Origin of the sequence: Sphingobium phenoxybenzoativorans (genome assembly GCF_018286635.1) — a bacterium.
Classification (GTDB): Bacteria; Pseudomonadota; Alphaproteobacteria; order Sphingomonadales; family Sphingomonadaceae; genus Sphingobium; species Sphingobium phenoxybenzoativorans.
The window spans coordinates 693080-718109 of record NZ_CP073910.1 but is presented as its reverse complement, the minus strand read 5'-3'; the positions used below and the strand labels follow the sequence as shown (position 1 = coordinate 718109).

Annotated in this window: 19 protein-coding genes and 1 pseudogene; 9 read left to right on the top strand and 11 right to left on the bottom strand. The window is 64.1% G+C overall.

All coding sequences use genetic code 11. From position 1 onward, the window contains the following. Nucleotides 1–142: 142 nt before the first annotated feature. The 3 genes and pseudogenes from KFK14_RS03560 to KFK14_RS23975 form a co-directional block, all read right to left on the bottom strand. The gene (locus tag KFK14_RS03560; RefSeq protein ID WP_212609903.1) at nt 143–1213 is read right to left on the bottom strand and encodes a phosphotransferase; all 1071 of its coding nucleotides are present in this window, start codon (nt 1211–1213) and stop codon (nt 143–145) included. Further along, nucleotides 1210–2385, bottom strand: a complete 1176-nt coding sequence (locus KFK14_RS03555; protein ID WP_212609902.1) for an acyl-CoA dehydrogenase family protein — start codon at nt 2383–2385, stop codon at nt 1210–1212. Before KFK14_RS03555 ends, KFK14_RS03560 begins: the two co-directional genes overlap by 4 nt. 11 nt (nt 2386–2396) lie before the next feature. Further along, nucleotides 2397–2480 (bottom strand): annotated as a pseudogene (locus KFK14_RS23975) (3-hydroxyacyl-CoA dehydrogenase); the annotation flags it as partial. A 72-nt stretch (nt 2481–2552) separates the two neighbouring features. Between KFK14_RS23975 and KFK14_RS03550 the strand changes: the two are divergent. Further along, nucleotides 2553–3307 (top strand): IS5 family transposase gene (locus KFK14_RS03550; protein ID WP_425516635.1). Its coding sequence is split into 2 segments (ribosomal slippage): nt 2553–2894 and nt 2897–3307, totalling 753 coding nucleotides; the frame shifts between segments, so codons are not numbered across the junction. Here the strand turns inward: KFK14_RS03550 and KFK14_RS03545 are convergent. Together KFK14_RS03545 and KFK14_RS03540 are read right to left on the bottom strand one after the other, a co-directional pair. Continuing rightward, the gene (locus KFK14_RS03545; RefSeq protein WP_212609901.1) at nt 3291–3998 is read right to left on the bottom strand and encodes an SDR family NAD(P)-dependent oxidoreductase; all 708 of its coding nucleotides are present in this window, start codon (nt 3996–3998) and stop codon (nt 3291–3293) included. The two genes, KFK14_RS03550 and KFK14_RS03545, sit on opposite strands and share 17 nt — an antisense overlap. Nucleotides 3999–4018: 20 nt before the next feature. Beyond that, the gene (locus tag KFK14_RS03540) at nt 4019–5242 is read right to left on the bottom strand and encodes an acetyl-CoA C-acyltransferase (RefSeq protein ID WP_212609900.1); all 1224 of its coding nucleotides are present in this window, start codon (nt 5240–5242) and stop codon (nt 4019–4021) included. Nucleotides 5243–5335: 93 nt separating this feature from the next. Here KFK14_RS03540 and KFK14_RS03535 point away from each other — a divergent pair, with 93 nt between their 5' ends. Continuing rightward, the gene (locus KFK14_RS03535; RefSeq protein ID WP_212609899.1) at nt 5336–5998 is read left to right on the top strand and encodes a TetR/AcrR family transcriptional regulator; all 663 of its coding nucleotides are present in this window, start codon (nt 5336–5338) and stop codon (nt 5996–5998) included. Here KFK14_RS03535 and KFK14_RS03530 read toward each other — a convergent pair. Further along, nucleotides 5995–7023, bottom strand: coding sequence for a COX15/CtaA family protein (locus KFK14_RS03530; RefSeq protein WP_212609898.1), 1029 nt, complete (start codon nt 7021–7023; stop codon nt 5995–5997). The two genes, KFK14_RS03535 and KFK14_RS03530, sit on opposite strands and share 4 nt — an antisense overlap. A gap of 193 nt (nt 7024–7216) precedes the next feature. Here KFK14_RS03530 and KFK14_RS03525 point away from each other — a divergent pair, with 193 nt between their 5' ends. From KFK14_RS03525 to KFK14_RS03515, 3 genes are all read left to right on the top strand, one after another. Further along, nucleotides 7217–10051, top strand: a complete 2835-nt coding sequence (locus KFK14_RS03525) for a TonB-dependent receptor domain-containing protein (RefSeq protein WP_212609897.1) — start codon at nt 7217–7219, stop codon at nt 10049–10051. Between the two features lie 115 nt (nt 10052–10166). Continuing rightward, nucleotides 10167–10601 carry a protein tyrosine phosphatase family protein gene (locus KFK14_RS03520; RefSeq protein ID WP_212609896.1) on the top strand — a complete coding sequence of 145 codons (435 nt, stop codon included), beginning with the start codon at nt 10167–10169 and terminating at the stop codon, nt 10599–10601. Between the two features lie 136 nt (nt 10602–10737). After that, nucleotides 10738–11928, top strand: coding sequence for an MFS transporter (locus KFK14_RS03515; RefSeq protein WP_212609895.1), 1191 nt, complete (start codon nt 10738–10740; stop codon nt 11926–11928). A gap of 65 nt (nt 11929–11993) precedes the next feature. Here the strand turns inward: KFK14_RS03515 and ppc are convergent, their stop codons facing one another. After that, nucleotides 11994–14675 (bottom strand): phosphoenolpyruvate carboxylase, encoded by a 2682-nt coding sequence (gene ppc, locus KFK14_RS03510; protein ID WP_212609894.1) that lies wholly within the window; start codon nt 14673–14675, stop codon nt 11994–11996. A 65-nt stretch (nt 14676–14740) separates the two neighbouring features. Next, nucleotides 14741–16579 (bottom strand): methyl-accepting chemotaxis protein, encoded by a 1839-nt coding sequence (locus tag KFK14_RS03505; RefSeq protein ID WP_212609893.1) that lies wholly within the window; start codon nt 16577–16579, stop codon nt 14741–14743. Between the two features lie 129 nt (nt 16580–16708). Here KFK14_RS03505 and KFK14_RS03500 point away from each other — a divergent pair, with 129 nt between their 5' ends. Both KFK14_RS03500 and KFK14_RS03495 read left to right on the top strand, forming a co-directional pair. Then, the gene (locus KFK14_RS03500) at nt 16709–18166 is read left to right on the top strand and encodes a helicase HerA domain-containing protein (protein WP_212609892.1); all 1458 of its coding nucleotides are present in this window, start codon (nt 16709–16711) and stop codon (nt 18164–18166) included. A gap of 3 nt (nt 18167–18169) precedes the next feature. Continuing rightward, nucleotides 18170–18871 carry an NAD-dependent deacylase gene (locus tag KFK14_RS03495; RefSeq protein ID WP_212609891.1) on the top strand — a complete coding sequence of 234 codons (702 nt, stop codon included), beginning with the start codon at nt 18170–18172 and terminating at the stop codon, nt 18869–18871. 165 nt (nt 18872–19036) lie between these two features. Here the strand turns inward: KFK14_RS03495 and KFK14_RS03490 are convergent, their stop codons facing one another. The 3 genes from KFK14_RS03490 to KFK14_RS03480 are packed head-to-tail and all read right to left on the bottom strand — an operon-like array spanning nt 19037 to nt 21919. Next, nucleotides 19037–20341: an MFS transporter gene (locus tag KFK14_RS03490; RefSeq protein WP_070156744.1), complete on the bottom strand. Its 1305-nt coding sequence runs from the start codon at nt 20339–20341 to the stop codon at nt 19037–19039. Between the two features lie 56 nt (nt 20342–20397). After that, complete coding sequence (locus tag KFK14_RS03485; protein WP_070156745.1) at nt 20398–21396, bottom strand: FecR family protein; 999 nt, start codon at nt 21394–21396, stop codon at nt 20398–20400. Beyond that, the gene (locus KFK14_RS03480; protein ID WP_070156776.1) at nt 21317–21919 is read right to left on the bottom strand and encodes a sigma-70 family RNA polymerase sigma factor; all 603 of its coding nucleotides are present in this window, start codon (nt 21917–21919) and stop codon (nt 21317–21319) included. Before KFK14_RS03480 ends, KFK14_RS03485 begins: the two co-directional genes overlap by 80 nt. Before the next feature lie 283 nt (nt 21920–22202). Here KFK14_RS03480 and KFK14_RS03475 point away from each other — a divergent pair, with 283 nt between their 5' ends. Together KFK14_RS03475 and KFK14_RS03470 are read left to right on the top strand one after the other, a co-directional pair. Further along, nucleotides 22203–23384, top strand: coding sequence for a glycosyltransferase (locus tag KFK14_RS03475; protein WP_212609890.1), 1182 nt, complete (start codon nt 22203–22205; stop codon nt 23382–23384). Then, entirely contained in the window at nt 23385–24995 is a 1611-nt protein-coding gene (locus KFK14_RS03470; RefSeq protein ID WP_212609889.1) for a hypothetical protein, read from the top strand. The last annotated feature ends 35 nt before the right edge of the window (nt 24996–25030 follow it).

Here is a 25030-nt window from a genome sequence, read left to right as displayed (position 1 = left end):
TGCGCAGGCAGGAGTCCAGTTCAGACGGCGGGACTGGGCTGAAGCGAGGCACGTGACTCGCTTCAGTGCCGCGCAGGAGCACGCCGGGTGTATGGCTGATCTCACCTGTCCAAAGATATTCCGCCCAATGGGGATCAGCCGGTCAGGCCCCTGCCCGCTCCGCCTGTTTCCAGGCCAGTTCCATCAGTTCGGGAAGCACCTTCACCCGCTCCTGCGCCTGAGCGGAGGAGGCTGTGCCGCGGATGACCCGGCCCTTGATGCCGTGGAAGATGGCGGCGATGCGGAAGAAGTTGAAGGCGATGTAGAAGTCGTAGCCCGGCATGGAAGCACGGCCGGTGCGCGCGCAATAGGCCGCGAGATAGTCCGCCTCGCCGCGGATGCCGAGCGCCGCGATATCGGCTCCCGCAAGACCCGCCACGATATGCGGCGGCATGCGGTACATCATCGCATTATAGGCGAAGTCCGCGCCGGGATGGCCGAGCGTCGACAATTCCCAGTCCAGCACGGCAAGCACTTTCGGCTCGGTGGGATGGAAGATCATATTATCGATGCGGAAATCGCCGTGGGTCACGCTGGTCGCATCATCATCGGCCGGGATATTTTCCGGCAGCCATGCGATCAGCCGGTCCATATTGGGATCGCGCCCTGCGTCGGCATCCTCCAGATATTGTTTCGACCAGCGGCCGATCTGCCGCTCGAAATAATTGCCGGGACGGCCATAATCGCCAAGGCCCACGGCTTCGTAATCGACCATGTGAAGCTGGGCCATCGTCGCGTTCATCGCATCGAAGATGGCGGCACGCTCGGCATTGGAAACGCCCGGCACCGTCGCATCCCAGAAGATGCGGCCCTCCACCATGTCCATCACATAGAACCAGGTGCCGATGACGCTATCATCCGTGCACAGGCCGTGGACATGGGCGACCGGGAAATCCGCCTTCTCCAATCCCGTCAGCACCTTCGCCTCGCGCTCGACGGCGTGCGCGCCCTTGAGGAGCTGGCCCGGCGGTTTGCGGCGCAGGACATAGGATTTGCCCGGCGTCACCAGCTTGTAGGTCGGGTTGGACTGGCCACCCTTGAACTGCTCGACGGTCAGCGGGCCGCTGAAGCCTGCGACATTGGCCTGCATCCATGCCGCCAGCGCCGCCTCGTCAAAGGCATAGCCTTCGCGGACGGGCGTGGTTCCCACATTCGCGTCGGCGGTTCCGCTCACGCCGGATTGGCCTTCAGGAAGTCGCGCTTCACCTTCTTGGCGAGGCTCCATTTGTGGACTTCGGTCGGGCCGTCATAGATGCGGAAGGCGCGAATCTCGCGGAACACCTGCTCGACGATGGTGTCGCCCGAAACGCCGGTGCCGCCCATGATCTGCACGCAGCGGTCGGCGATGCGCATCAGCGCCTCCGATACGGCGACTTTCGCCATCGAGCTTTCCGCCGTGCCCAGCGATCCGCTGTCCAATACGCTTGCGCACCAGTCGATCATCAGTTCGCTCTGCTGGATGTCGATCAGGTTATCCGCCAGCATGAAGCCGACGCCCTCATGATCGACGAGCAGCTTGCCGAACGCCTGCCGCTTGCAGGCATAGGCGGTGGCGATCTCGTTCGCGCGGATGCACGCGCCCAGCCAGCGCATGCAGTGCGACAGACGGGCGGGCGACAGGCGTACCTGCGCATATTGGAAGCCCTCGCCGCTCTGGCCCAGCATCTGGTCGGCGGGCACGCGCAGATTGTCGATGGTGATGACGGAATGGCCACCCGGCATGGAGCTGTCGATGGTGTCGAGCACCCGGTCGATGCGGATCGCGGGATCGGGCAGGTCGACCAGGAACATGCAGGCGCCATCCGCCGACTTCGCCATGATGATGCCGACCTTCGCGCCGTCCGCGCCGGTGATGAACGCTTTCCGTCCGTTGATCACCCAATGGTTGCCGTCCTGCACGCAGGTCGTCTGCATCATGGAAGGATCGGAGCCTGCGCCGCCCTCCGCCGCAGGCTCGGTCATGAAGAAGGCGGAACGCGCCTCGCCCGCCACCATGCGCTTGAGGAAGCGTTCCTTGAGTTCCGGCGACCCGACCTTGCCGAGCAGGTACATATTGCCCTCATCCGGGGCCATGGTGTTGCACGCCAAGGGGCCAAGCGGCGACAGGCCGGACTTGATGAGGACCTTGGCAGTCTCGCGCTGCGAGAGATGCGACCCGTCAGGCAGGATATGCGGGGTGAGGACACCGGCTTCGCGCGCCTTGACCCGCAACGCCTGCACGAAATCGTCGCTGGGGCCGTGGCTGCTGCGCGGCGCACCCTGTTCAAGCGGGATCACCACATCCCGCACAAAACGCTCTACGCTGGCCGCTATCTCAGCCGTTCGTTCAGCACCCACTCCGACCATGACGATCTTCCCTATCTGGGGGCCATGCGAATCGCCCCGTCCAGTCGGATCGTTTCACCATTCAGCATCGGATTGGCGATGATGCTTTCTACTAGGGTCCGGACCCAATAAATTGGTTTCCTTGGACGCAACACCGTGATTCATTGCCTCTGTGAGGAGGCGGTGAGATGTCCGATTTCTTTTGGTTTTCCGACGCGCAATGGGAGCGGATTGCGCCGCTTTTGCCGACGGATGTGCGAGGCAAGAAGCGTGTCGATGATCGCCGGGTGCTGAGCGGGATCGTCCATGCGCTGCGCTGTGGCGGTCGCTGGGCGGACTGCGCCGATGTCTACGGGCCGAAGAAAACACTCTACAACCGTTTCGTCCGCTGGTCCGAGCGCGGCATTTGGGAAGGCATCTTCAGCGCGCTCGCAGGGGCCGAAGATGCGCCGGACCGGCTGTTCATCGACAGCAGTTGCATCAAAGTCCACCGCTGCGCGGGCGGCGGAAAAGGGGGGCCTTGGCTCATGGTATCGGCTTCACCAAAGGCGGGCGCAACACCAAGCTCCATGCCGTCTGCGACGCGAAAGGCCGTCCCGTCGTCCTGATCCTGACGCCCGGGAACGTCCACGATTGCAAGGTCGCCAAGCGCTGCATCGAGGCGATGCCGCCTTCGGCCAAACTCGTCGCCGACAAGGGCTATGACAGCCAGGCCCTGCGCGAGTGGCTCGACGAGCGCGGCACCGAGGCCGTCATCCCACCCCGCAAGAACCGCAAAATCCAGTACGACTACGACAAGGCCATCTACAAGCAGCGCAATGTCATCGAGCGCATGTTCTGCCGCCTGAAGGACTGGCGGCGCATCGCCACCCGCTTCGACCGAAACGTCAAAAACTTCATGAGTGCCATCGCCCTCGCCGCCGCCGTCATCTGGTGGTTGTGAGTCCGGACCCTAGTTTTGCATATTCTTCCGGCCTGCCCAGGCGGCTGGGATGCGGGACCTGCGTGCCCAGACTGTCCTGCGCGGCCTGCGGCAGACCCATCAGCATGGGGGTAAGGAAAATGCCCGGCGCGATGGTCATGACGCGAATCTTGTGCTGCGCCAGATCGCGCGCGACCGGCAGCGTCATGCCGACCACCCCGCCCTTTGACGAGGCATAGGCGGCCTGCCCGATCTGCCCGTCATAGGCGGCGACGCTGGCCGTGTTGACGATGACGCCGCGCTCCTCGCCTATCGCATCGGCGGCGGCCAGACGCGCAGCAAAGCGGGAGATCATCAGGAAGGTCCCAATCAGGTTGATCTCTATCGCCCGGCGATACTGGTCCATCGGATGCGGCGCATTCTCCTTGCCGACGGTCTTGATCGCCGGGGCGACGCCCGCGCAGTTGACGAGGATGCGCGCCACGCCATGCTGCGCCTCCGCCGCGTCCAGCGCAGCGGTGACGCTCGCCTCGTCAGAGACGTTCGCCTTCACGAATATCCCGCCGATCGCCCTGGCGTGCGCTTCGCCTGCTTCTTCGTTGAGGTCGAAGATCGCGACTTTCGCCCCGCCCTCTGCCAGCAGCTTCGCCGTCGCGCCGCCAAGGCCCGAAGCGCCGCCAGTCACGATGGCGGCCAAACCCTTCAATTCCATATCATCCTCCCTTTGTTCGATCAGGCCAGTTCGAGCGCGACAGCCGTCGCCTCTCCGCCGCCAATGCACAGGCTGGCCACGCCCTTCCTGCCCCCGCGATGCTCCAGCGCCGCCAGCAGGGTCGCGATGATCCGCGCGCCGGACGCGCCGATGGGGTGGCCCAGCGCGGTCGCGCCGCCATGCACATTGATCCTGTCATCGGGAATGGCGAGGTCCTTGGCCGCGATCATCGCGACGACGGCGAACGCCTCATTGACTTCGAACAGATCGACATCCGCCACGTCCCATCCCGCCTTGTCCAGCACCTTGCGGATGGCGGGGACCGGCGCGGTGGTGAACAGCGCCGGGGCATGGGCATGCGCGGCGGTCGCCACGACGCGCGCCACGACCGGCAGGCCATGCTTCCTCGCCACGCTTTCCCGCGTCATCAGCAGCGCGGCCGCGCCATCGGAGATGGACGAGGCGTTGGCGGCGGTGATCGTGCCGTCCTTCACAAAGGCGGGCTTGAGCGCGGGGATTTTCTCCGGCTTCGCCTTGCCCGGCTGTTCGTCGGTATCGACCACGGTGTCGCCGCCGCGCCCCGGAACAGTGACCGGCGTCACTTCCTTCGCAAATGCGCCGCTGGCAATGGCCGCGTTGGCGCGCTCCAGCGAGCGGATGGCATAGGCGTCCTGCATCTCCCGCGTGAATTGATAGTCGCGGGCGGTGTCCTCCGCGAATACGCCCATCGTCTTGCCCGGCTCATAGGCGTCCTCCAGCCCGTCCATCATCATCGTGTCGATGATCCGGTCATGGCCGATCCGCGCGCCGGAGCGATGCTTGGGCAGCGCGTAGGGGGCATTGGTCATGCTTTCCATGCCGCCGGCGATCACGACATCCGCCGTACCCGCCAGCAACGCCTCCTGCGCCATGATCGCAGCCTGCATGCCCGATCCGCACATCTTGTTGACAGTGGTCGCCTCAACCGACTGCGGCAGGCCAGCGCCCAGCGCAACCTGACGCGCGGGCGCCTGACCAAGCCCGGCGGGCAGCACGCAGCCCATATAGATACGGTCGATGGCGTCGGGCGATATGCCTGCGCGCTCCACAGCCGCCTTGACCGCCACCGCGCCCAGTTCCGTCGCCTTCACCCCCGCAAGCGCGCCCTGAAAGCCGCCCATCGGCGTACGGGCGTAGCTGACGATGACTACGGGGTCTGCGCCTGTAGAATCGGCGGCGGAATTGGCGGGGGAAGCGGTGGACATGATGATCTCCTGATCTGGCGGCGGGACTCGCGCAGCCAATTATCTACTGACGAGTAGATTGCATATTGATCGGTAGAATGTCAATGTGGGGCGATGACCAGTCCGACCGCCGCCACCGCCGCAAATGAACGCCCGTCCCCCTTCCGCAGCAAGGCGGAACGCGCGCATGATCGGGGCCAGAAAAGGGAGGCGGTGCTGCGTGCGGCGGTACGGATGTTCAATGCGCGCGGATTTCACGCCACCTCCCTGGACGATGTCGCCGCCAGCCTGCACATCAGCAAGCCGACCATCTATTATTATCTGGGCAACAAGGATCAGGTCCTGCTGGAATGCGTGACGCGGGGCCTTGGCGAACTGGCGGAGGCGGCGGAACGGGTCCGGGAAACGCCGGGCACGGGACTGGAGCGGCTGCGCGCCTTCCTGTTCCTCTACGCCAAGGTGAATATGGACGATTTCGGGCGTTGCGTGGTGCGGACCGGCGACGAATGCCTGGTGCCCAAAAACGCCGAGCGGTTCAGGATGCTGAAGCGCCGCATCGATGGCGCGATGCGCGCCCTGATCGAGGAGGGCATGGCCGATGGATCCATCGCGCCGGGCGATGTGAAACTGATCGCCTTCACGCTGGCGGGGGCGCTGAACTGGCCGGCCCGCTGGCATGATCCGGCCGGGCCGGAGACGCCCGACCATATCGCGGAGAAAATGGTCGGCATATTGACCGCCGGACTCGCCCCCCGGCCTGCGGAACGCCCGGTTTAAGCTTCCCGCGCGCCGATCCAGTGCATGGCCCAGCTTGCGCTGATCACCACCAGCGCGCCCACCGCCTGATGCAGCGCCGCCAGCGGCAGCGAAATGCCGCTGATGACCGTCGCGATGCCAAGCAGGATTTGCGTGCCCAGCGCGGCGTTGACGGCGATGGACGGCCCCCGTCCGCCCATCCGCTTCGCCCGGCGCGCCAGCAGGATCAGCGCGACCGCCGCTACCCACGCCCACCAGCGGTGAATGAAATGGACCAGATAGGGATCGCTGCTGACCGTGGCCCAGAGCGAACCGGCCCATGTCACGCCCTCCGGCACGAAATGGTCGTTCATCAGCGGCCAGGTGTTGGAGACATAGCCCGCATCGAGACCCGCCGTGAAAGCGCCGAACAGCAATTGCACGGTCAGGATCAGCGCAACGGCCAGCGAAAAGCCGGTAAGGCGCGCGGGGCGCGACGCAGGGTTGGCGGCCAGGGCGCGCAAGTCCAGGGCGGTCCACACAAGCCCGGCAATGATGAACAGCGCCGTCAGCAGATGAACCGCCAGCCGGTAATGGCTGACATCGGTCCGGTTGACGAGGCCGGACGCCACCATCCACCAGCCGATCGCACCCTGCAATCCGCCCAGCATAAGGAGAGCGACCAGCCGCCCGCCATATCCCTTCGGAATGGCGCGCCGCCATGCGAACCATGCCAGCGGCAGCGCGAAGGCAAGGCCGATGATCCGCCCCAACAGCCGGTGCGCCCATTCCCAGAAGAAGATGAACTGGAACGCCGACAGGCTCATGCCCCGGTTGATCTCCTTATATTCCGGGATCTGCTGATATTTGTGGAAGGCGTCGAGCCACTGTTCATGCGTCAGCGGCGGGATCGCCCCCGTCACCGGTTTCCATTCCGTGATCGACAGGCCGGATTCGGTAAGGCGCGTGACGCCGCCGACAACCAGCATGGCGAATACCAGCGCAGCCACGGCGAGAAGCCAGGCGGACATGGCCCGTGGCCGGGCGGTGGAAGGAAGGACGGACATCCGCGCCTATTGCGCCGAGCCGCGCGCACATTCAAGCCGGACCAAATGCCCCAGGCCGTAGCGGCAGGTTGTTGCACCGCAGCAACAGGTGCCCGCAATTGCGATAACTTGAGGCCAGTTCGGCCCATTAACCAATTGTACGCCCGCTACAAAGGCGTAACAATCCAGACATAATAGGCTCTGGGAGGTCATTATGTCATTGAAATCATTGCTTCTTGGCGGCGTTGTTCTGTCCACGCTCATCTTTGCGGAAAATGCCGCTAATGCGCAAACCGCCGCAGCCGATGAATCGGAGGCCATCATCGTCACCGGATCGCGCATCCGGCAGGATCCGCTCAATCAACGCTCCCCCGTCGTGACTGTTGATGAAACCGCGATCGACCGGACAGGGCTGACCTCGATCGCCGATGTTCTTCAGCGCATTCCTAGCGCTGCGGGCGGTCTGAACACCAAGACAAATAATGCAGGGAATATCGGCGGTCCGCCGGATGGCACTGGTGTCAGTTCCGGCTCAGCCGAAATCGATCTACGTTATTTGGGTGCGAAGCGGACACTCGTATTGGTTGACGGGATGCGCTACGTCAACGGCTCGGCGGCGGGCGGTATCCCCGCTTCGGTCGACCTCAACTCTATCCCCCAAAGCATGATTGAACGGGTCGAAGTGCTACAGTCTGGCGCTTCTCCGCTTTATGGTTCGGACGCCATTGCAGGTGTGGTCAACATCATCACCAAACAATCGCAACAGGGCCTGGACCTGTCGGGCCAGTTCGGCACTTTTCGCCACGGCGACGGCCATACTTATGATTTTAATGCCAGCTACGGCATCCAGTCTGATGTCGTTTCTATCGTATTCGGCGGCAATTATGTGAAGCAGGAGGGCGTCAGCACAGCAAATCGTGCGATCTCACAGGCTCCAACGCCGGGCTTTTCGAACTGCCTGGGCGGCGGCTGCTCCAGCGCTATCCCTAACGGCCGCTATGATGTGCAAGGCGAGAGCTTGACTCTGATCTCGCCGGTGATCGGCCGTGCACCAACTCTGGCCGATTATCGGGATTATGCAGGCGGCACAGTCGATGGATTCAACTTTGCGCCCTATAACTATCTGCTGACGCCATCAGAGCGCTACGGCGGATTCGTTAATTTCAAGGCGGAATTGAGCGACAATGTGAACTTCCGCACGCGGGTCGTTTATCAGCATCGCGGATCAACGACGCAGGCAGCGTTCCTGCCGCTGTTCATTGGTCCTGACGCCGGCAATGGCAATCTTCTCGATACCATTTCCATAGATGTGACCAATCCATATAATCCATTCGGCGAGACACTGTCGCCAGAGAATGGGAATTATTCGACGATACGACGGCGCTTTGTAGAGGGTGGCCCGCGCACCTTCACACAGAGCGTCGATACCCTGACTGTTGCCTCCACCCTCGACGGCTCTTTCGATATGGGCGATCACAAATGGTACTGGGACGTCAACGGCATCTACGGCATCAATGATGCTCACCAGATTTTCACCGGCAACCTTAATGCGGCGCGACTGGCGCAAGCGCTAGGACCGGTAGCCGACTGCACAGGGGCCTGTGTGCCGTTCAACATCTTCGGTGGTGTCGGGTCGATCACGCAGCCAATGCTCGACTATGTTACCTTCGATGAGAAGGACAAGAGCAAGCAACAGCTATGGGACTTTACCGCCAACTTGTCAGGCGACCTTTTTGACCTTCCCGCCGGAGCGGTGGGCGTTGCGATAGGGTATGAGCACCGAAGCCAACGGGCATCCTATGATCCTGATCCGGTCATCACAGCCGGGCTAGGGGCAGACGTACCGACCAGCCCATCTTTCGGCAGCTTTAATGTTGATGAATTCTACGGCGAAATTCGTGTTCCCATCCTGTCCGACACACCTTTCTTCCAGAAGCTAGAACTGGATGGCGCAGCACGCCACTCCAACTATTCCAGCTTTGGTAGCAACACGACCTATACGCTATCAGCCCTCTGGAAACCCGCCAGCGACCTCTTGCTCCGCGGGGGTTATGCAGAAAGTCTGCGCGCGCCGAGCATTGGCGAACTCTATGCTGGTCCGTCGCGTACCGACGCCACGGAAACCGATCCGTGCACCAGCGCAGCAGGCGGGTTGTTCACCACAAATGCCACTGTGCGAGCCAATTGTATTGCTAACGGAGTACCTGATCCGAGCAATCTCGCGCCGGGCCAAAACATATATGCTGAAGAAGTAAGCCAGATTGGCGTGTTTTCAAAGGGGTCAACCACGCTCAAACCTGAAACGGCGAAGACTTGGACAGCGGGTGCCGTTTACAGCCCCGCCTGGGCCCGCGAAAATTTTGCCAGCGCCTTCAGTCTGGAGCTAAACTATTATAATATTGAACTTAAGAATGCGATCGCGTCGGTTCCTGCACTGTTCACGCTCCAACGCTGCTATCTCAACAGCGACCCTCTCAGTTGCGCGTCGATTACCCGCACACCAAGCGGTTCTATCGCCAGCATCAGCGGCGTGCTGCAGAATCTGAGCGCCATCAAGACCTCTGGCCTTGATGGTACGCTGATCTATCGTTCTAAGCCGATCGGCGATGGCACGTTTGGCATCAACCTGAACGCCGCCTACCTGATCAAATATGACATCCTTCCTCCGGCCGATCTTAATGCTCCTACCCAGAAGTGCGTTAAGACGGAGCGTTGTACCGGCACGGATCAGGCTTATCCACGCCTCAAGCTAACCGGCACGGTCGATTGGTCGACAGAAGCTTACGGCATATCGTTCACCGGCCGCTACATCAGCAAGGTTGATGAGTTGGATGGCGTCCACGCCATGGGCAATGTTTTTTACGGAGACATGCAAGCCTATGTCGCGCCAGGCTGGATGGATAATCGCGCTCGTCTAACAATTGGGGTCAACAACATCTTCAACAAGGCTCCGCCGCCCTGCTTTACTTGTGACGGCGCAAACTTCGATACCACCACTTACGACGTTCCCGGCCAGTTCGGTTACGTCCGCCTGACCTATAAGATGTGAGTCGACGGGGGAAACGCCTCATCGGGCACCGATTGCCGAATATCGACTAAGCCGCTACAGCCCAGGCGATCACATATCGCCTGGGCTTTCCTTTTTCTTGCCAAGGATGACATCCATGTTCCGTCAGGTTACCGACACTTTCTTCGTCTCTCCCCAGATCACGGTCGAGGATGTGGCCGAGGCGAAGGCGTTGGGCGCGGTGATGGTGATCAATAACCGGCCGGAAGGCGAGGAAGCGGGCCAGACCCCGGCGGCCGACATAGAGGCGGCGGCGCGCGCGGCGGGCCTGGACTATGCGGAGGTGCCGGTGACCCATGCCGGTTTTTTCCCCTGGCAACTGGACGGCATGGCCGAGGCGCTGGCGAAGGCGGGCGATGGCAAGGTGCTCGCCTATTGCCGGTCGGGCACGCGCAGCACATTATTGTGGGCGCTGACCCAGGCCCGCGCGGGCGGCGATCCCGACGCGCTGGCGGCAAAGGCGGCGGGGGCGGGATATGACCTTTCCCCCATCCGCCAGATCATGGATGCGCTGGCCGCCGAGGGCAAATAAGCTTCGGCCAGCCCGGCTTGCGCGGCGCGATGCCGCGGATGCAGGAATAACAACCGGCTTTCGCGCGGCAGACGCTTGAGGCGGGCGGCCCGCGCACCTATCTGCGCAGCTTGTTTGCAGCGCAGCATGGAATGACATGACCGATATCAAGCCCGCCGTTCATCCCGCGCTGGTCCTGTTCGCGCTCGCCATGGGCGGCTTCGCGATCGGCACCACCGAATTTGCGGCGATGAGCCTGCTCCCCTATTTTTCGGCGGGACTTTCCATTGACGCTCCCACCGCCGGCCATGTCATCAGCGCCTATGCGTTGGGCGTTGTCGTCGGCGCGCCGATTGTCGCAGTGCTGGCGGCCCGGTTGCCGCGCCGTACGCTGCTGATCGGCCTGATGACGATGTTTGCGCTCGGCAACGCGCTGAGCGCGCTGTCGCCGACCTATCACTGGATGCTGCTGTTCCGCTTCCTCAGCGGTCTGCCCCACGGGGCCTATTTCGGCGTGGCCGCGCTGGTCGCGGCCAGCCTTGTCCCCGCCAATCGCCGGGCGCAGGCGATGGCGCGCGTCATGGCGGGGCTGACCATCGCCACGGTGATCGGCGTGCCCGTCGCCAACTGGCTGGGACAAGCGATCGGCTGGCGCTGGGGATTCGGCATCGTGGCGGCGCTCGCCCTGCTGACCGCGCTGCTGGTCTGGGCGTTCGCGCCGCGCGATCCGGCGCCGGAGGGGGCAAGTCCCCTGCGCGAACTGGGCGCGCTCAGGCGGCGGCAGGTCTGGTTGACGCTGGGCACCGGCGCAATCGGCTTCGGCGGATTGTTCGCGGTCTATACCTATGTCGCGTCCACGATGCTGGAAGTGACCGGCGTATCGGGCGACCTGCTGCCCGTGATCCTGGGCATTTTCGGGATCGGCATGACAGTGGGCAATCTGGGCGCGGCCTGGGCGGCGGACCGCGCGCTGATGCCGACGGCCGCGGGCGTGCTGCTGTGGAGCGCCTTTTCGCTGGCGCTGTTCCCGTTCGCTGCGGGCAATATCTGGGCGCTGTCGGTGGATATATTCCTGATCGGCCTGGGCGGCGGCCTCGGCGTCGTGCTTCAGACCCGGCTGATGGATGTCGCGGGCGACGCGCAGACGCTGGCCGCCGCGCTCCATCACAGCGCCTTCAACGTCGCCAATGCGGTGGGGCCGTGGCTGGGCGGCATGGCGATCGCGGCCGGCTATGGCTGGACATCGACCGGCTGGGTCGGTTGCGCGCTGGCGCTGGGCGGCCTCGCCATGTTGGGCATAGCCGTGCTGGACGACCAAAAGACGGAGCGCAGTCTGGCGACCTGCTAGAGATCAGCCTGTATTTCGGACTACAAGCGAACGGAGATTTGGAATATCCTTAGTGTGCCAATCCCTCAGCCGCTGTTGCGCAGCGCCGTGGCGATGGCGTTGATCGACAGCTCTATGCCTTCCTTGATGCGCGGATCGTCCTCGCCGCCGCGATGGCGCTTCAGCAATTCGATCTGCAGCAGGTTCAGCGGCTCGATATAGGGCAGGCGCAGACGGATGGAGGTTTCCAGCGCCGGATTCTTTTCCAGCAGGCGAGATTGGCCGGTCGCGGTGAGCAGGCCATCATGCGCCATGCCCCAGCCCTCGCGGATGCGGCCGAAAAGCTCCTCCGCCTTCGCCTGATCCTCCACCAGCGGCAGATAGCGCGCGGCGATGCCAAGGTCGGATTTCGCCAGCACCATTTCCAGATTGGCGAGCGCGGATTTCAGGAAGGGCCACACCTGCGCCATGTCGGTCAGCAGCGCCTTGTCCTCGAAACCCGCGAGCGCATGGCCGACGCCATACCAGCCCGGCAGCATCACGCGGGCCTGCGCCCAACTGAACACCCAGGGGATGGCGCGCAGATCCTCGATCCGGGTGCTCTTGGTCCGGCTGGCGGGACGCGAACCGATCTTGAGACCGGCAATCTCCTGAATGGGCGTCAGTTCGCGGAAGAATTCCTTGAACCCCTCCGTGCCGTAAACCAGGTCGCGATAGGCGGTGAACGCCGTCTGCGACAGGCTGTCCATCGCATTGGCGAAGCGGGCGGCGTCGCGCTCGGACAGCTTCTCCGGCTCCAGGCTGGCCAGCAGCGTGGCGCTGGTCATCGCCTCCAAATTGGTCATGGCGACGTCGCGCGTGCCGAATTTCGCGGCGATGATCTCGCCCTGCTCCGTCACCCGGATGCGGCCCTGCACCGTGCCGTGCGGCTGCGCCTGGATCGCGGCGAAGGCGGACCCGCCGCCCCGGCCGACCGCGCCGCCCCGGCCGTGGAACAACTGCATCGCGGCTCCGGCCTTTTCAAACACAGGAGCCAGCGCCGTCGACGCCTGGAACAAGCTCCATGTCGAGGTGATGTAGCCGCCATCCTTGTTGCTATCCGAATAGCCGATCATCACTTCCTGATGACCGCGCCCGCGCACCAGCCCGCTAATCTCCGGCAGGCCGAAATAGGCGGACATGACCTTGGGCGCATTTTCAAGGTCGCCGATGGTTTCGAACAATGGCACCGCCATGATCGCGGCATGGGGCGGTTCGCCATTGGCCGCGCGCCACAGGCCCGCTTCCTTCAGCAGGATATTGACCTCCAGCATGTCGGACACGCTCTCGGCCTTGCTGATCACATATTGAGTGATGCATTGCGGGCCGTAGGTGCGGTGCGCCTCCGCCGCCGCATGGACGATGGCCAGTTCCGACGCGGTTTCCTCGGAATATTCGGCGAAGCGCGATCCAAGCGGGCGGTTATTGGCAAGCTCCCGCCGCAGCAGCGCGATGCGGGCATATTCGTCCAGCCCGGCATAATCATCCTCGACGCCCGCAACCTTCAGCAGTTCAGCGACGACGCGCTCATGCACGTCGCTATTCTGGCGCATGTCGAGCGTGGCGAGATGGAAGCCGAACGTCTCCACCGCCCGGATCAGGCGGCCAAGCGCGCCGCCCGTGGACAGCGCCCCTCCGCCTTCGGACGCCAGGCCCTGCGCCACGGTGACGAGATCGCGGCGGAACTCGGCAGGATCGCCATAGGCGGTCGCGGCGAGCGAGGATGGGCGGGGCGGCAGCTTGCCCGTCAGGCTTTGATGCGTGGCGCACAGCCGGGCATAGATGCCGGAAAGCGCCCGGCGATAGGGTTCGTCCTGACGGCTGGGCGATGTGTCTCCGCTGCGGTCGGCCAGGTCGAGAACCGCCTGCGGCACCTTCGCCAGTTCGGTGGAGAGGGACAGTTCAGCGCCGAGGGCGTGAAGCGATTCCAGATAATAGCCGAGAGCCGCTTCGCACGCGCGGGCCAGCGCGAATTTGAGCTGGGGCGCCTGAACGAAGGGATTGCCGTCCCGGTCGCCGCCGATCCAGCTTCCCACGCGCAGGAAGCTGTGCGGCCGGTCGCCCAGCACCCGTTCCCACCGGGCATAGAGCGCCGGGAGGACAGGCAGGAACGTGTCGCGGAAATAAGCGAGCACATTCTCGATCTCGTCCTGGACATAAAGCCGCTCGCGGCGCAGCGGCCGCGTCTGCCACAGCAGCGCGATCTGGCGGCAGATCGCCTCGTCGATCTTCTCGCCATTGTCGGTTTCCTCAAGCCCCGCATCCTTCAGGCGCATCAGGTCCGAAATGCGGTTCTTGTGGTCGATCATGCTCTTGCGCCGCACCTCGGTCGGGTGGGCGGTGAGCACGGGGACGATCAGCGCCTTGTCGAGCAGGGCTTTGACGGCATCGCGCCCGATGCCGTGCGAATCGAGCGTGGCGATGGCGGACGCGACATCCGCTCCGGGTTCGGCGGCCACGCCCTGCCTGTCCTCCGCCAGGTTCGCGAGCATCGAGAACAGCATGAAGCCGCGTACGAAATCCAGCGTGTCGTCCAGGCTGAGCGCCTCAAGCCCGGTATCGACCAGATCCGCCCCATCCACCCCGCGCGCGCGATCGACGGAGGAGGAGCGGATATATTCCGTCTGCCGGTACAGCTTCTCCCCGCCATAGGCGCGGATGACATCCCCCAGCAGGCGGCCGAGGAAGCGGATATCCGGGTTTTGCGTGATCGGCGGTGCAGCGCTCATGACGCAATGCTGCAATGCAACAGCGTGCCGGTCAAGCGATTCCGGGCGGGAAACGCCCGATATTGCTACGCCGCCTTCAATGCCCCGATCAGCCGGGAAAATTCGGCCTGAAGCTGCTCTGCGCGCTGACGCACCGCCGCGCCGCTCTCCCGCGTCTTGGCGGCCGCCTCTGCGACGTCGCCGAAGGATTTGGAGATGGACCCGACCGCCTCATCCGCATGTTTGGCGTGGATGGCGACGCCGTGCGACGTGCGCTGGATTTCCTCTGCGGCGGCGAGCTGTTGATGGACGGCCGCGGACGCCGACGCGATCGACCCGCCAAGCTCGCCCAATATGCTGTCGACCGATTCCACCAGGCCGAAGGTGGATTGCGCGGCATTTTCTATGCCCGCGACGCGCGCATGAATGTCGCGCGTGGTCTGGCTGGTCTGGCCGGCGAGCGCCTTCACTTCATTGGCGACGATCACGAATCCGCGTCCCGCCTCCCCCGCGCGCGCCGCCTCTATGGTGGCGTTGAGCGCGAGGAGGTTGGTCTGTCCGGTGATTTCCGCGATCAGGTCCGCGGCATCGTTGATGGACGCGATATGATGCATCAGATTGTCGTTCGCGTCGCGCGCCTTGGCCGACTGGCCGCTGGCGGCGCTCGCCGCGTCGCGGATGCAGCCCGTCGCCATGTTGATCTCGCCAATCGAACTGGTGAGCGCATCGATGGTGGTTGCGATCGCCTGCGCCGCCTGCGCCGTGTCGCGCGAGCGGCCCATGACGATCTCCGCCTGTCCACGCTGCGCATTGATGGCGGCGAGCGTCTGGTCAGCGCTGCGCTCCAGTTCCGACGCGGTGGCCAGCATCTGTTCGACCAGCGACACCATCGACCGTTCCAGCGATTCCGCGACCTGCCGCCCATTGTCGCGCAATTGCGATTCGTGCCGGCGCTGCTCCAACACCTCCCGCTCCGAACTGGCGGCCGCTTCCCGGCGCGCCGCCTGGGCCTGGGTCAGCGCGACTTCCGCCTGTTCGGCTGCTATGCGGGAATCATCGGCCGCATCCATCGCCAGGCCGGTTTTCGCGACCAATGTGCAGTGCGCCAGATACACCACGCGGATCAGCCAGCCGGAAAAGGCCAGGAACAGCAAAGCCGATACGATGCCCACAGGCGCGATCTGACGCAGCGCATTTTTGCCCTGCGTCGGCTGGGGCCATTCGATGGCGCCCACTTTCCGGTTCATCCGGTCGAATATGGCGAGGCTCTGCATGCCATCATCGACCTGATCGTTGGTCCAGCGCAATCCGGGCAGACCGTGCGTTTCGGCAATCCGGGGGATGATCCCGTCATCAAGCGGCCGGACCATGAAGAAATAACGGGGAGCAAAGCCCGAAGGAACAGGATCGCGATAGGGGATGAAGGCCATGGCCGACATCAGCGCCGGCTTGCCCTGATACATGGTGATCTCGGCGACGCCATGTTTGCGCTTCACCGCCTCGGCCATTGTCCTGGGCAGCGCCGGAAGGATGTCGCGAAGGCCCTGCGGCGCGATCCGCTCCAGCGGGGGCGAGGGCCGGCCGTCCGGGCGGTTCGACCAGAGCGTGCGGCCGGACGCATCGACGACATAAGTGATGTGATGATTATAGTTGAGGTTGGTCGACGCCCATTTCGTGTCGATCGGTCCATAGACCGCCCGGACGGCATCGTCCCAGAGCGCGGGCGTGCTCACAGCTTCGACCGCGCCGGATACTTCCCGTTCGATAGAGCCGGAGACCATGCGGTACATATAATCTTCGGCATTGCGGTCCATCTGACGCGTCAGAAGCGTCGTGAACAACGCCAGGCTGATGACCGCAAGGCCAATCAAACCGATCAAAGGTGTCATCGTACCGGCCAGCCCCTGAAGGGCATAGCGGTGCATAACCGCCCGGATATCATCGATTTTCCACATGGTTTGAAGGTTAATGGCGGCAAAACATTGATATTTGGTGATCGAATTGCTCCGCTTACGCACTTGCCTCCACCCGCCCTGCTGGGCCAAAGGCAAGGGGTGACCGCAACCATAGATATCGGAACGGACAGCGCAGGCGCATCCGTCCCCATCGACATTGAGGAACTGCTGGCCACCCGCCTGTTGGTGCAGGGCAATAGCGGGTCGGGAAAGTCGCATCTGCTCCGCCGTCTGCTGGAGGAGAGCGCCCGGCTGGTGCAGCAGGTCGTGATCGACCCGGAGGGCGACTTCGTAACCCTGTCCGACGCCTTCGGCCATGTGGTGATCGACGCGGGCGACTATAATGAGCGGGAGATCGCCCGGATGGGCGCGCGCATCCGGGAACATCGCGCGTCCGTGGTGCTGTCGCTGGAATCGCTGGAGATCGATGCGCAGATGAAATGCGCCGCCGCTTTCCTCAACGCCCTGTTCGACGCGCCGCGCGACCATTGGTATCCTGCGCTGGTGGTGGTGGATGAGGCGCAGATGTTCGCGCCCGCCGCCGCCGGGGACGTGTCCGACGACGCCCGCCGCGTCAGCCTGGCCGCCATGACCAACCTGATGTGCCGTGGGCGTAAGCGCGGGCTGGCGGGCGTCATCGCGACGCAGCGGCTGGCGAAGCTCGCCAAAAATGTCGCGGCTGAGGCATCCAACTTCCTGATGGGCCGCACCTTCCTGGACATCGACATGGCGCGCGCCGCCGACCTGCTGGGCATGGAGCGGCGGCAGGCGGAGCAGATTCGCGACCTGGAGCGCGGCCGCTTCCTGGCGCTCGGCCCGGCCATCTGTCGCCGCCCGGTATCGGTCAGGATCGGCGCGGTGCAGACCAGCACCCGCATGGGCACGCACAAGCTGATGCCGATGCCCGCCGCCGGGGCGGAGAATGTTCAGGCGATGCTGTTCGCCGACATGGAGGCGGACGCCCCGCCGCCACGCCCGGAACCAAGGCCGCAGCCGGTCGCCGCCGAGGATCTGATGCGCAGCATAGCCGGGCCGGACCTGTCGATCCCGTCGCCGGAACGCGATGCGCCGCAGCCGGAGCAGGAGGAGGTCGACGCCGCCGTCATCGCCGTATTGCAGGAGATGATCGCCGACCCGGCCAGCGCCTTCCAATCGTCGGCGGTGCTTTATCAGGATTTCACCGTGCGGTGCCGGATGCACCGGCTGACCCGCGTGCCGATGGACCTGCCCGCTTTCCGCCGCCGCTTTGCGATGGCGCGCGCGGGCATGTTCGACGCAAGCGATCCGCGCTGGGCCGATGCCCTGCGCGCGGCGGGGCCGCTGCCGGAAGATATGCTGGCTCCCTTCCTGCTGATCGCGCATGCGGCGATGGACGGCCGCTCCTGCCCCGACGACGACGCCCTCGCCCGCGCCTATGGCACCAGTTCACAGGGCCGCGTACGCCGCCTGATCGAATATATGGAAAAACAGGGCGTGATCGTCGCGCGCGTCGATTTCGGCGGACGGCGATCGATCGGCATCCCGGAACTTGGGCTGAGCACGGCAGCGGGAGAGTAAGCGGTGCACGACATCCGCAACATCGTCATCCTCACCGGCGCGGGGATTTCCGCAGAATCCGGCCTTGCCACCTTCCGCGGCCCGGACGGGCTGTGGGAGGGGCATCGGGTCGAAGATGTCTGCACGCCTGAAGCGTTGCGGCGCGATGCGGCGCTCGTCCATCGCTTCTATGACGAGCGGCGGGCGAAGCTGGCGGAGGTTGCGCCCAATGCCGCGCATGAGGCGCTGGCGGCGCTCGACCGGGCATGGCCCGGCGATCTGCTGATCGTGACGCAGAATGTCGACGACCTGCATGAACGGGCCGGGGCGAAGCGCTTGCTGCACATGCATGGCGAGTTGAAATCGGCCCTGTGCGCCGCGTGCGGGAAAGCGGCGGCGTGGGAGGCGGCGATGCCTCCAGGGTCGGTGTGCGGCGGATGCGGGAAGCCGCGCCTGCGGCCCGACATCGTGTTCTTCGGCGAGATGCCCTATGAAATGGACCGGATCGACGCGGCGCTGCGCGAAGCGGACCTGTTCGTGTCCATCGGCACGTCCGGCGCCGTCTATCCGGCGGCGGGGTTTGTGCAGACGGCGCGCTATGTCGGCGCGCGGACGCTGGAGCTGAACCTCGATCCTTCAGCGGGCAGCATCTATTTCCACGAGACGCGCATCGGCCCGGCCAGCGAGCTGGTGCCTGCTTTTGTGGCGGATTTATTGGGTGATTGAGCCTTACGCATCAAAAGCGCATGTCCGTCCCTCCCATTCTCCGTCATCCCGGCGAAAGCCGGGACCCATATCTCTCCCATGCCAGACACCTGCCGAAGGCGAGATGGGTCCCGGCTTTCGCCGGGATGACGAATGGCAACATCAGGCCCCGTTAATGGCAGCCCTCTACCCCAGATCCCGATCAATCAAGCTGTGCCGCCGCGTGTCGCGCATCCACAGATAGGCGATCAGGGACACGCCGATCATGCCGGTCACATACCAGTAGAAGGCAGGCTCCATCCCCTTGTTCTTCAGGAACAGGGCGACATATTCCGCCGTGCCGCCGAACAGCGCGTTGGCGACCGCATAGGGCAGCGCCACGCCCAGCGCGCGGATATGGGCGGGGAACAGCTCCGCCTTCACCACGGCATTGATCGACGTGTAGCCGCTGACGATGATGAGCGAGAGCATGACCAGTCCGAACGCCTCCAACGGGCTGCGCGCGGTTTCGAGCGAACGGAATATCCACACTGTGCAGAGCACCCCGGCGATGCCGAAGCCGACCATCATCGGCTTGCGCCCGACAATATCTGACAATGCGCCGAACAGGGGCTGCATCAGCATATAGAGGAACAGCGCGGCGGCCATGATCAGCGTCGCCGTCTCGATGCTGAAACCCGCGGTGTTGACCAGGAATTTCTGCATGTAGATGGAGTAGGCGTAGAAGGCGAGCGTGCCCCCGGCGGTCAGCGCTAGCACCAGAGCCGCCTGCCCCGGATAGAGCTTCACCAGCGCGAACATGCCGGACTTGGGTTGATCCTTGGCCTGCGCATGCTCGAAGGATTCCGTCTCCGCGAGCCGCCGCCGCAGATAATAGACGGAGATCGCCAGCACGCCCCCGATGGCGAAGGGAATGCGCCAGCCCCAGGCATGCAGGTCGTCCTTGTCCATCACCGCCTGCAGGATCAGCAATACGGCGAGCGCCACCTGCTGCCCCATGATCAGCGTCACATATTGGAAGCTGGAGAAGAAGCCGCGATGCCGGCTGCTCGCCATTTCGGAGAGATAGGTGGCGCTCGCGCCATATTCGCCGCCGATGCTGAGGCCCTGCATCAACCGGGCGAGCACCAGCAGGGCGGGCGCGCCATAACCGATGCTGTCATAACCCGGCGTCACCGCGATCAGCATCGATCCCGCGCACATCAGGGTGATGGAGAGGGTGAGGCCCGCCTTGCGCCCCCGCCGGTCGGCATAGACGCCCATGATCCACGCGCCGATCGGCCGCATCAGGAATCCGACGGCAAAGATGGCCCCGGTATTCAGAAGCTGGGCGGTGCGGTCCCCGGCCGGAAAGAAGATCGGCGCGAAATAGAGGGCAAAGGCGGAATAGACATACCAGTCATACCATTCGACCAGATTGCCGGCCGACCCGCCGAAGATCGCGAAGATGCGATTGCGTGGCTGCGTTGTCCCGCCGGCCTGGGTCGTCATCTTATGGGGTTCCACTCTCCTGCCCTGCCCCTCCATCGGGGCAGGTAAGCCGGCCGTCAATCCTGCGGCGCGCTATCGTCCCGGTAGAGCAGCATGATTGATCCATCCTGGCCCGTCACGGCGCGGATGGGGAGGCTGACCTGCAGCGCCGCCAGAAACTCCTTGCTTTCCGTGGTGCGGAAGCGCCCGCCGATGCGCAGGGCGGACACGCGCGCGTCACCGATCAACATCGGTTGAGTCCGGTACCGGTTGAACTCGGCGACCGCCTGATCGATGGTCTCGCCATCCAGCTCGACCATTTTTTCCCGCCACGCCATGCGCTGGTTGATGACATTCTTGCCCAGATGGGTGAGCAGGATGGTGCGCGGCCGGATGACCGCTCCGCTGCCCGCGCCCACCCGATGCGGCGTCGCCGGGCCGGAGCGGACCTGCACCGTGCCCTGCGTGACCGTCAGCTCGACCAGCGTCTGGCGCATGCGGACGTTGAATGCGGTGCCGACAGCGCGAATCATCGCCGACTGCGCCTCCACGTCGAACGGCCGGGCCTTGTCATGCGCAACGTCGAAGGAGGCTTCGCCGCGCACGATATGCACCTTGCGGCCCGTGTCGGTATAGCGGACCTCCGCCGTGGTGCCGCTGTTCAGATGCATGCGGGAGCCGTCGTCCAGAACGACGTCCTTCACCTCGCCGATTTCGGTGCTGTATTTGTCGACATCGTTCAGCGTGCGGATGGTGACGCCGACGGCCGCAAGAAAGACGAACATCGCGATCATCGCCGCGGCAAGCATGCGATTCGATATGCCGGATGTCGAAAATTCGATCTGCGGCGGCTCTACCAGATCGGGATGATCCTGCGCGCTCGCCTTCAGACGGTCGGCGCACTCCCACGCGGCTTCAGCGCGGGCAAAGGCAATGGCATGGGCGGGATTGCTGTCTATCCAGCGGCAAATAGCTTCGCGTTCAGCCTCGCTTGGATCAAGGCTGAGCAGCACGAGGAGCCGAGAGGCTTCCGCCTCTATCCGCTCCCTGTCCGTTGCTGGCTCCGACCCTTGCACGTCCGTAGTCCGTTTCCTCGCGTTCCGACCAGGCCCGCATAACCAGCCCGATTGCTTTGGCCAGATGTTTTTCAACAGTAGAAACGGACAGCATCATCTCGTCCGCTATTTCGGACATCGATTTTTCCTGAACGCGGCGCAGCAGGAACACGCGGCGGCACTGACCAGGCAGCGAATCGACGATGCCCTCAAGCTGGCGCAGCGCGTCGCGCGCGATCAGTTGCGATTCGGTGCTGCCATCGGCCTGGAGCAGGTCCAGATCGGCGATGGTTTCAAAACTGACGATCTTGTTGCGGCGCGCATTGTCGATGACGAGATTGCGGGCGATGGTGAACAGGAAGGCGCGTCCAGCCGTGACATTCTGCCAGCTTTCCGTCGCATATGCGCGGGCCAGCACCTCCGCCACCATGTCATCCAGCTCATGATGCGAGGGCAAAATGCGTCGCAGGCGCGAACGCAGCGCAGCCTCGTTCGGTAAGATGACAGCCTTGAACCAATCCAGTTTGGCGCGAACCCGTTCCACTGCGACCCCCTTGTCGTTGTGCCGCGCCTCTCCCGCAGTTTTTATGTCTGCCATATTACAATCATGGATTCGGATGGCTGTCCAGCGCCGCAAGACTTTTAAAATGTCATTTTGTGAACAGTTGCCCCGTTGCCGCAGTCCGAAACGCGGCCGCCCGGCCAATGGAGCGGCGCAGAAGTTTTTCCATTACAGACTCGTATCGCTGTCATCGCTGTCATATGACCCTTGCGCGCCAGCGTCGGCAATCCGGCGCGATCGGCGCTGCTGGGACTTGGGGGAATGGATGGAAGGAGACTCGGCGCAGCGTGATTCCACCACGCCGGACGACGCCCCCCTCACCTCCTTCATCCCCACCATCTCGATCATTTCCCCGGCCTATGACGAGCGGCCGAACATCATCCCGCTGACCGAGGCGATTTCCCGGACGATGGCGGGAATCGCGTGGGAACTCATCATCGTCGACGATGACAGTCCCGATGGCACGGCGCAGGAAGTGCTGAAGGCGGCGCAGGCGGGCTTTCCGGTGCGATGCATCCGGCGCATCGGCCGCAGGGGCCTGTCATCGGCGGTCGTTGAAGGCGCGCTGGCCTCCAACGCCGAATATATCGCGGTCATGGATGCGGACCTGCAGCATGACGAAAGCATCCTGCCGGACATGCTGCGCCTGTTGCGGGACGGGAAAGCCGATCTGGTCATCGGCAGCCGTCAGGAGGCGGAGGGCGGTTTCGGCGGATTTTCCGGCAAGCGGCAAAGGCTGAGCGACCTTGGCGCGCGCCTGTCGGCGCTGGTGATCGGCAGCAAGGTCAGCGATCCGATGAGCGGATATTTCGCGATGAAGCGCGATACCTTCCACGCCTGCATCTACGACCTGTCGCAACAGGGCTACAAGATCCTGCTCGACATTCTGACATCCTCCCCCCGGCAACTGACCATCGCCGAAGTGCCCTACGCCTTCCGGTCGCGGTCGGAGGGCAAGAGCAAGCTGGATGTCATGATCCTGGCGGAATTTCTGTTCCTGTTGATCGAGAAGCTGACGCGCGGCCTCATCCCGCCGCGATTCGTCCTGTTCTGCCTGGTCGGCGGCCTGGGTCTTGTGTTTCATCTGCTGATCCTGCGGGTCATGTGGATGGCGGGGGCGGGCTTCATGTCCGCGCAGATCACGGCGTCCTATTGCGCGATGGCGCTGAACTATGTGGTCAACAACGCCGTCACCTACCGGTCGCAGCGGCTGAAGGGCTGGCGGTTCGTGCTCGGCTATTTTGTCTTTTCCGCGGTCTGCACCGTCGGCGCAGTCGCCAATATCGGCGTTGCCGACCTTGTGCTGGCCGGGGCGGGGAATAGCTGGCCGCTCGCCGGGATCGCCGGAGCGCTGATGGGCGCCGTGTTCAATTTCGGCGCGGCCACGAAACTGGTCTGGAGCCAGCGCCGCCGCCCGCGACCCGCCATCGTGAAGGCGATGACGTAGATGCCGGACGGCGCGCCCGGCGGCTGGCGCAGGATCGCATCATCCCCCGCACCCATACTGGCCGCCATATTGGCGAGCGCGATTCCCATCCTGTCTATCGCCCATCCGCCGGTGCTGGATTATCCCAACCATCTCGCGCGCATCTGGCTGCTGTCCGGCAAGGTGAACGAACCGCCGCTTTCCGCGATGTACGCCGCGGACTGGTCGCAGGCGTCCACCAATATCGCGGTGGATTTCGTGGCGTCGTCCCTTGCCCGCATCATGCCCATCGGCGCGCTGAACCTGCTCCTGCAGCTGGCGATGTTCCTGGGTCCGCCGGTCGCAGCCATCCTGCTCAACCGCGCGCTCTGCCGCACATGGCATATCTGGCAGGCGGCCACCCTGTTTCTGGCATGGTCCACCACCGCCATCGCAGGCTTCCTGAATTTTCAGATCGGGCTGGCGGCGGCGCTGATATGCGCGGCGTTGCTTCTCCCGACCGGAGTGGCGCCGGCAAGGCGGATGTTCGCGCTGCACCTCGCATCGGCCGCATTGCTGCTGCTTATTCATCCGTTCGCGCTGCTCTTCTATGCGGCCCTGGGTTCCGGCCTGGCGCTTGGCGACCGGCCCGCCATGCCCCGGTCAGTGCGCGACCTGGCCCTGCCGGGGCGGAAAGTGGCGGTGCTGGCGCTGGCCTGCATAGCGCCGCTGGCGGCGCTGTTCCTGTTTGCGCCGACACCGCCGGGCGTCCATGCGAACGGGACGAGCGCCATCCTCTGGTCATCGCCATCCAAGATGATCGATCCCCTGCGGATCGGAAAGGCTCTGGTATCCCCCATCCTTACCTATCGGGCGATGACCGACATCCTGCTTTTCCTGCCGCTGGCGATATGCCTGGGCTGGGCGGTGGCGTCGCGCCGGGTGCGCTTTCATGGCGGTTTGCTGATCGCGGGCATCGCCTTGGCCGCCCTCGCCTGCATCGCGCCGGAGGAAGTCGGCGACGCCTCATGGATACAGAGGCGGCTCCCGCCGATGGCGTTCCTGACCTTTGCGGCGGCGATCATGCCCGTGCAGCGGCAGCGTGTAAGAGCCGACATCATCATCGCCGCCGTCATCACGGCGACAATATTGCTACGCATCGCATGGGTGGAGAGGGTCTGGACCGACAGGCAAGGCGACTTCGCCCAACTTGGCGAAGCGGCAAAGCGCATCCCGACCGGCGCGGCGGTGATCGTCGTGCGGCTGGACTGGACCGGCGCGGCGCAATTTCCGCTGGGCCGCCTGATCGCGGGAAGCCCCGGCGCGCCCATCGAGACCGGCAGGCACGCCATCGCGCCCTTCGCCGTGCAGCGCGGCTTCTTCATCCCGACGCATTTCACCGTGCCGGGCCAGCAACCGCTGAGCGTCCGGCCCGCCTGGCGGTCGCGGTCGGTCTATGTCACCAGCATCCCCTATGCCAGCCATCTGGGCACCCGGAATCTCAAGGAACCCTATGTCCGCAACTGGCGCGCGGATTTCGACTATCTGCTGGTCATCAACGCTGACATGGGCGAACTTCCGGCGCGGGTGATCAGCCATGTGACGCCCCTGACCGGACAAGGTTTCGCGCGACTCTACCGGATCAGAAAATAGCCGCGCCGGTCATTCCGCATTGCAGCACTCTGTGC

Bases quoted from the DNA above. Each gene is read 5' to 3' on its own strand.
- ppc (WP_212609894.1), bottom strand. From the start codon at position 14,675: ATGAGCGCTGCACCGCCGATCACGCAAAACCCGGATATCCGCTTCCTC.
- KFK14_RS03535 (WP_212609899.1), top strand. From the start codon at position 5,336: ATGACCAGTCCGACCGCCGCCACCGCCGCAAATGAACGCCCGTCCCCC.
- KFK14_RS03525 (WP_212609897.1), top strand. From the start codon at position 7,217: ATGTCATTGAAATCATTGCTTCTTGGCGGCGTTGTTCTGTCCACGCTC.
- KFK14_RS03545 (WP_212609901.1), bottom strand. From the start codon at position 3,998: ATGGAATTGAAGGGTTTGGCCGCCATCGTGACTGGCGGCGCTTCGGGC.
- KFK14_RS03505 (WP_212609893.1), bottom strand. From the start codon at position 16,579: ATGCACCGCTATGCCCTTCAGGGGCTGGCCGGTACGATGACACCTTTG.
- KFK14_RS03475 (WP_212609890.1), top strand. From the start codon at position 22,203: ATGGAAGGAGACTCGGCGCAGCGTGATTCCACCACGCCGGACGACGCC.
- KFK14_RS03530 (WP_212609898.1), bottom strand. From the start codon at position 7,023: ATGTCCGTCCTTCCTTCCACCGCCCGGCCACGGGCCATGTCCGCCTGG.
- KFK14_RS03490 (WP_070156744.1), bottom strand. From the start codon at position 20,341: ATGACGACCCAGGCCGGCGGGACAACGCAGCCACGCAATCGCATCTTC.
- KFK14_RS03520 (WP_212609896.1), top strand. From the start codon at position 10,167: ATGTTCCGTCAGGTTACCGACACTTTCTTCGTCTCTCCCCAGATCACG.
- KFK14_RS03515 (WP_212609895.1), top strand. From the start codon at position 10,738: ATGACCGATATCAAGCCCGCCGTTCATCCCGCGCTGGTCCTGTTCGCG.
- KFK14_RS03540 (WP_212609900.1), bottom strand. From the start codon at position 5,242: ATGTCCACCGCTTCCCCCGCCAATTCCGCCGCCGATTCTACAGGCGCA.
- KFK14_RS03470 (WP_212609889.1), top strand. From the start codon at position 23,385: ATGCCGGACGGCGCGCCCGGCGGCTGGCGCAGGATCGCATCATCCCCC.
- KFK14_RS03555 (WP_212609902.1), bottom strand. From the start codon at position 2,385: ATGGTCGGAGTGGGTGCTGAACGAACGGCTGAGATAGCGGCCAGCGTA.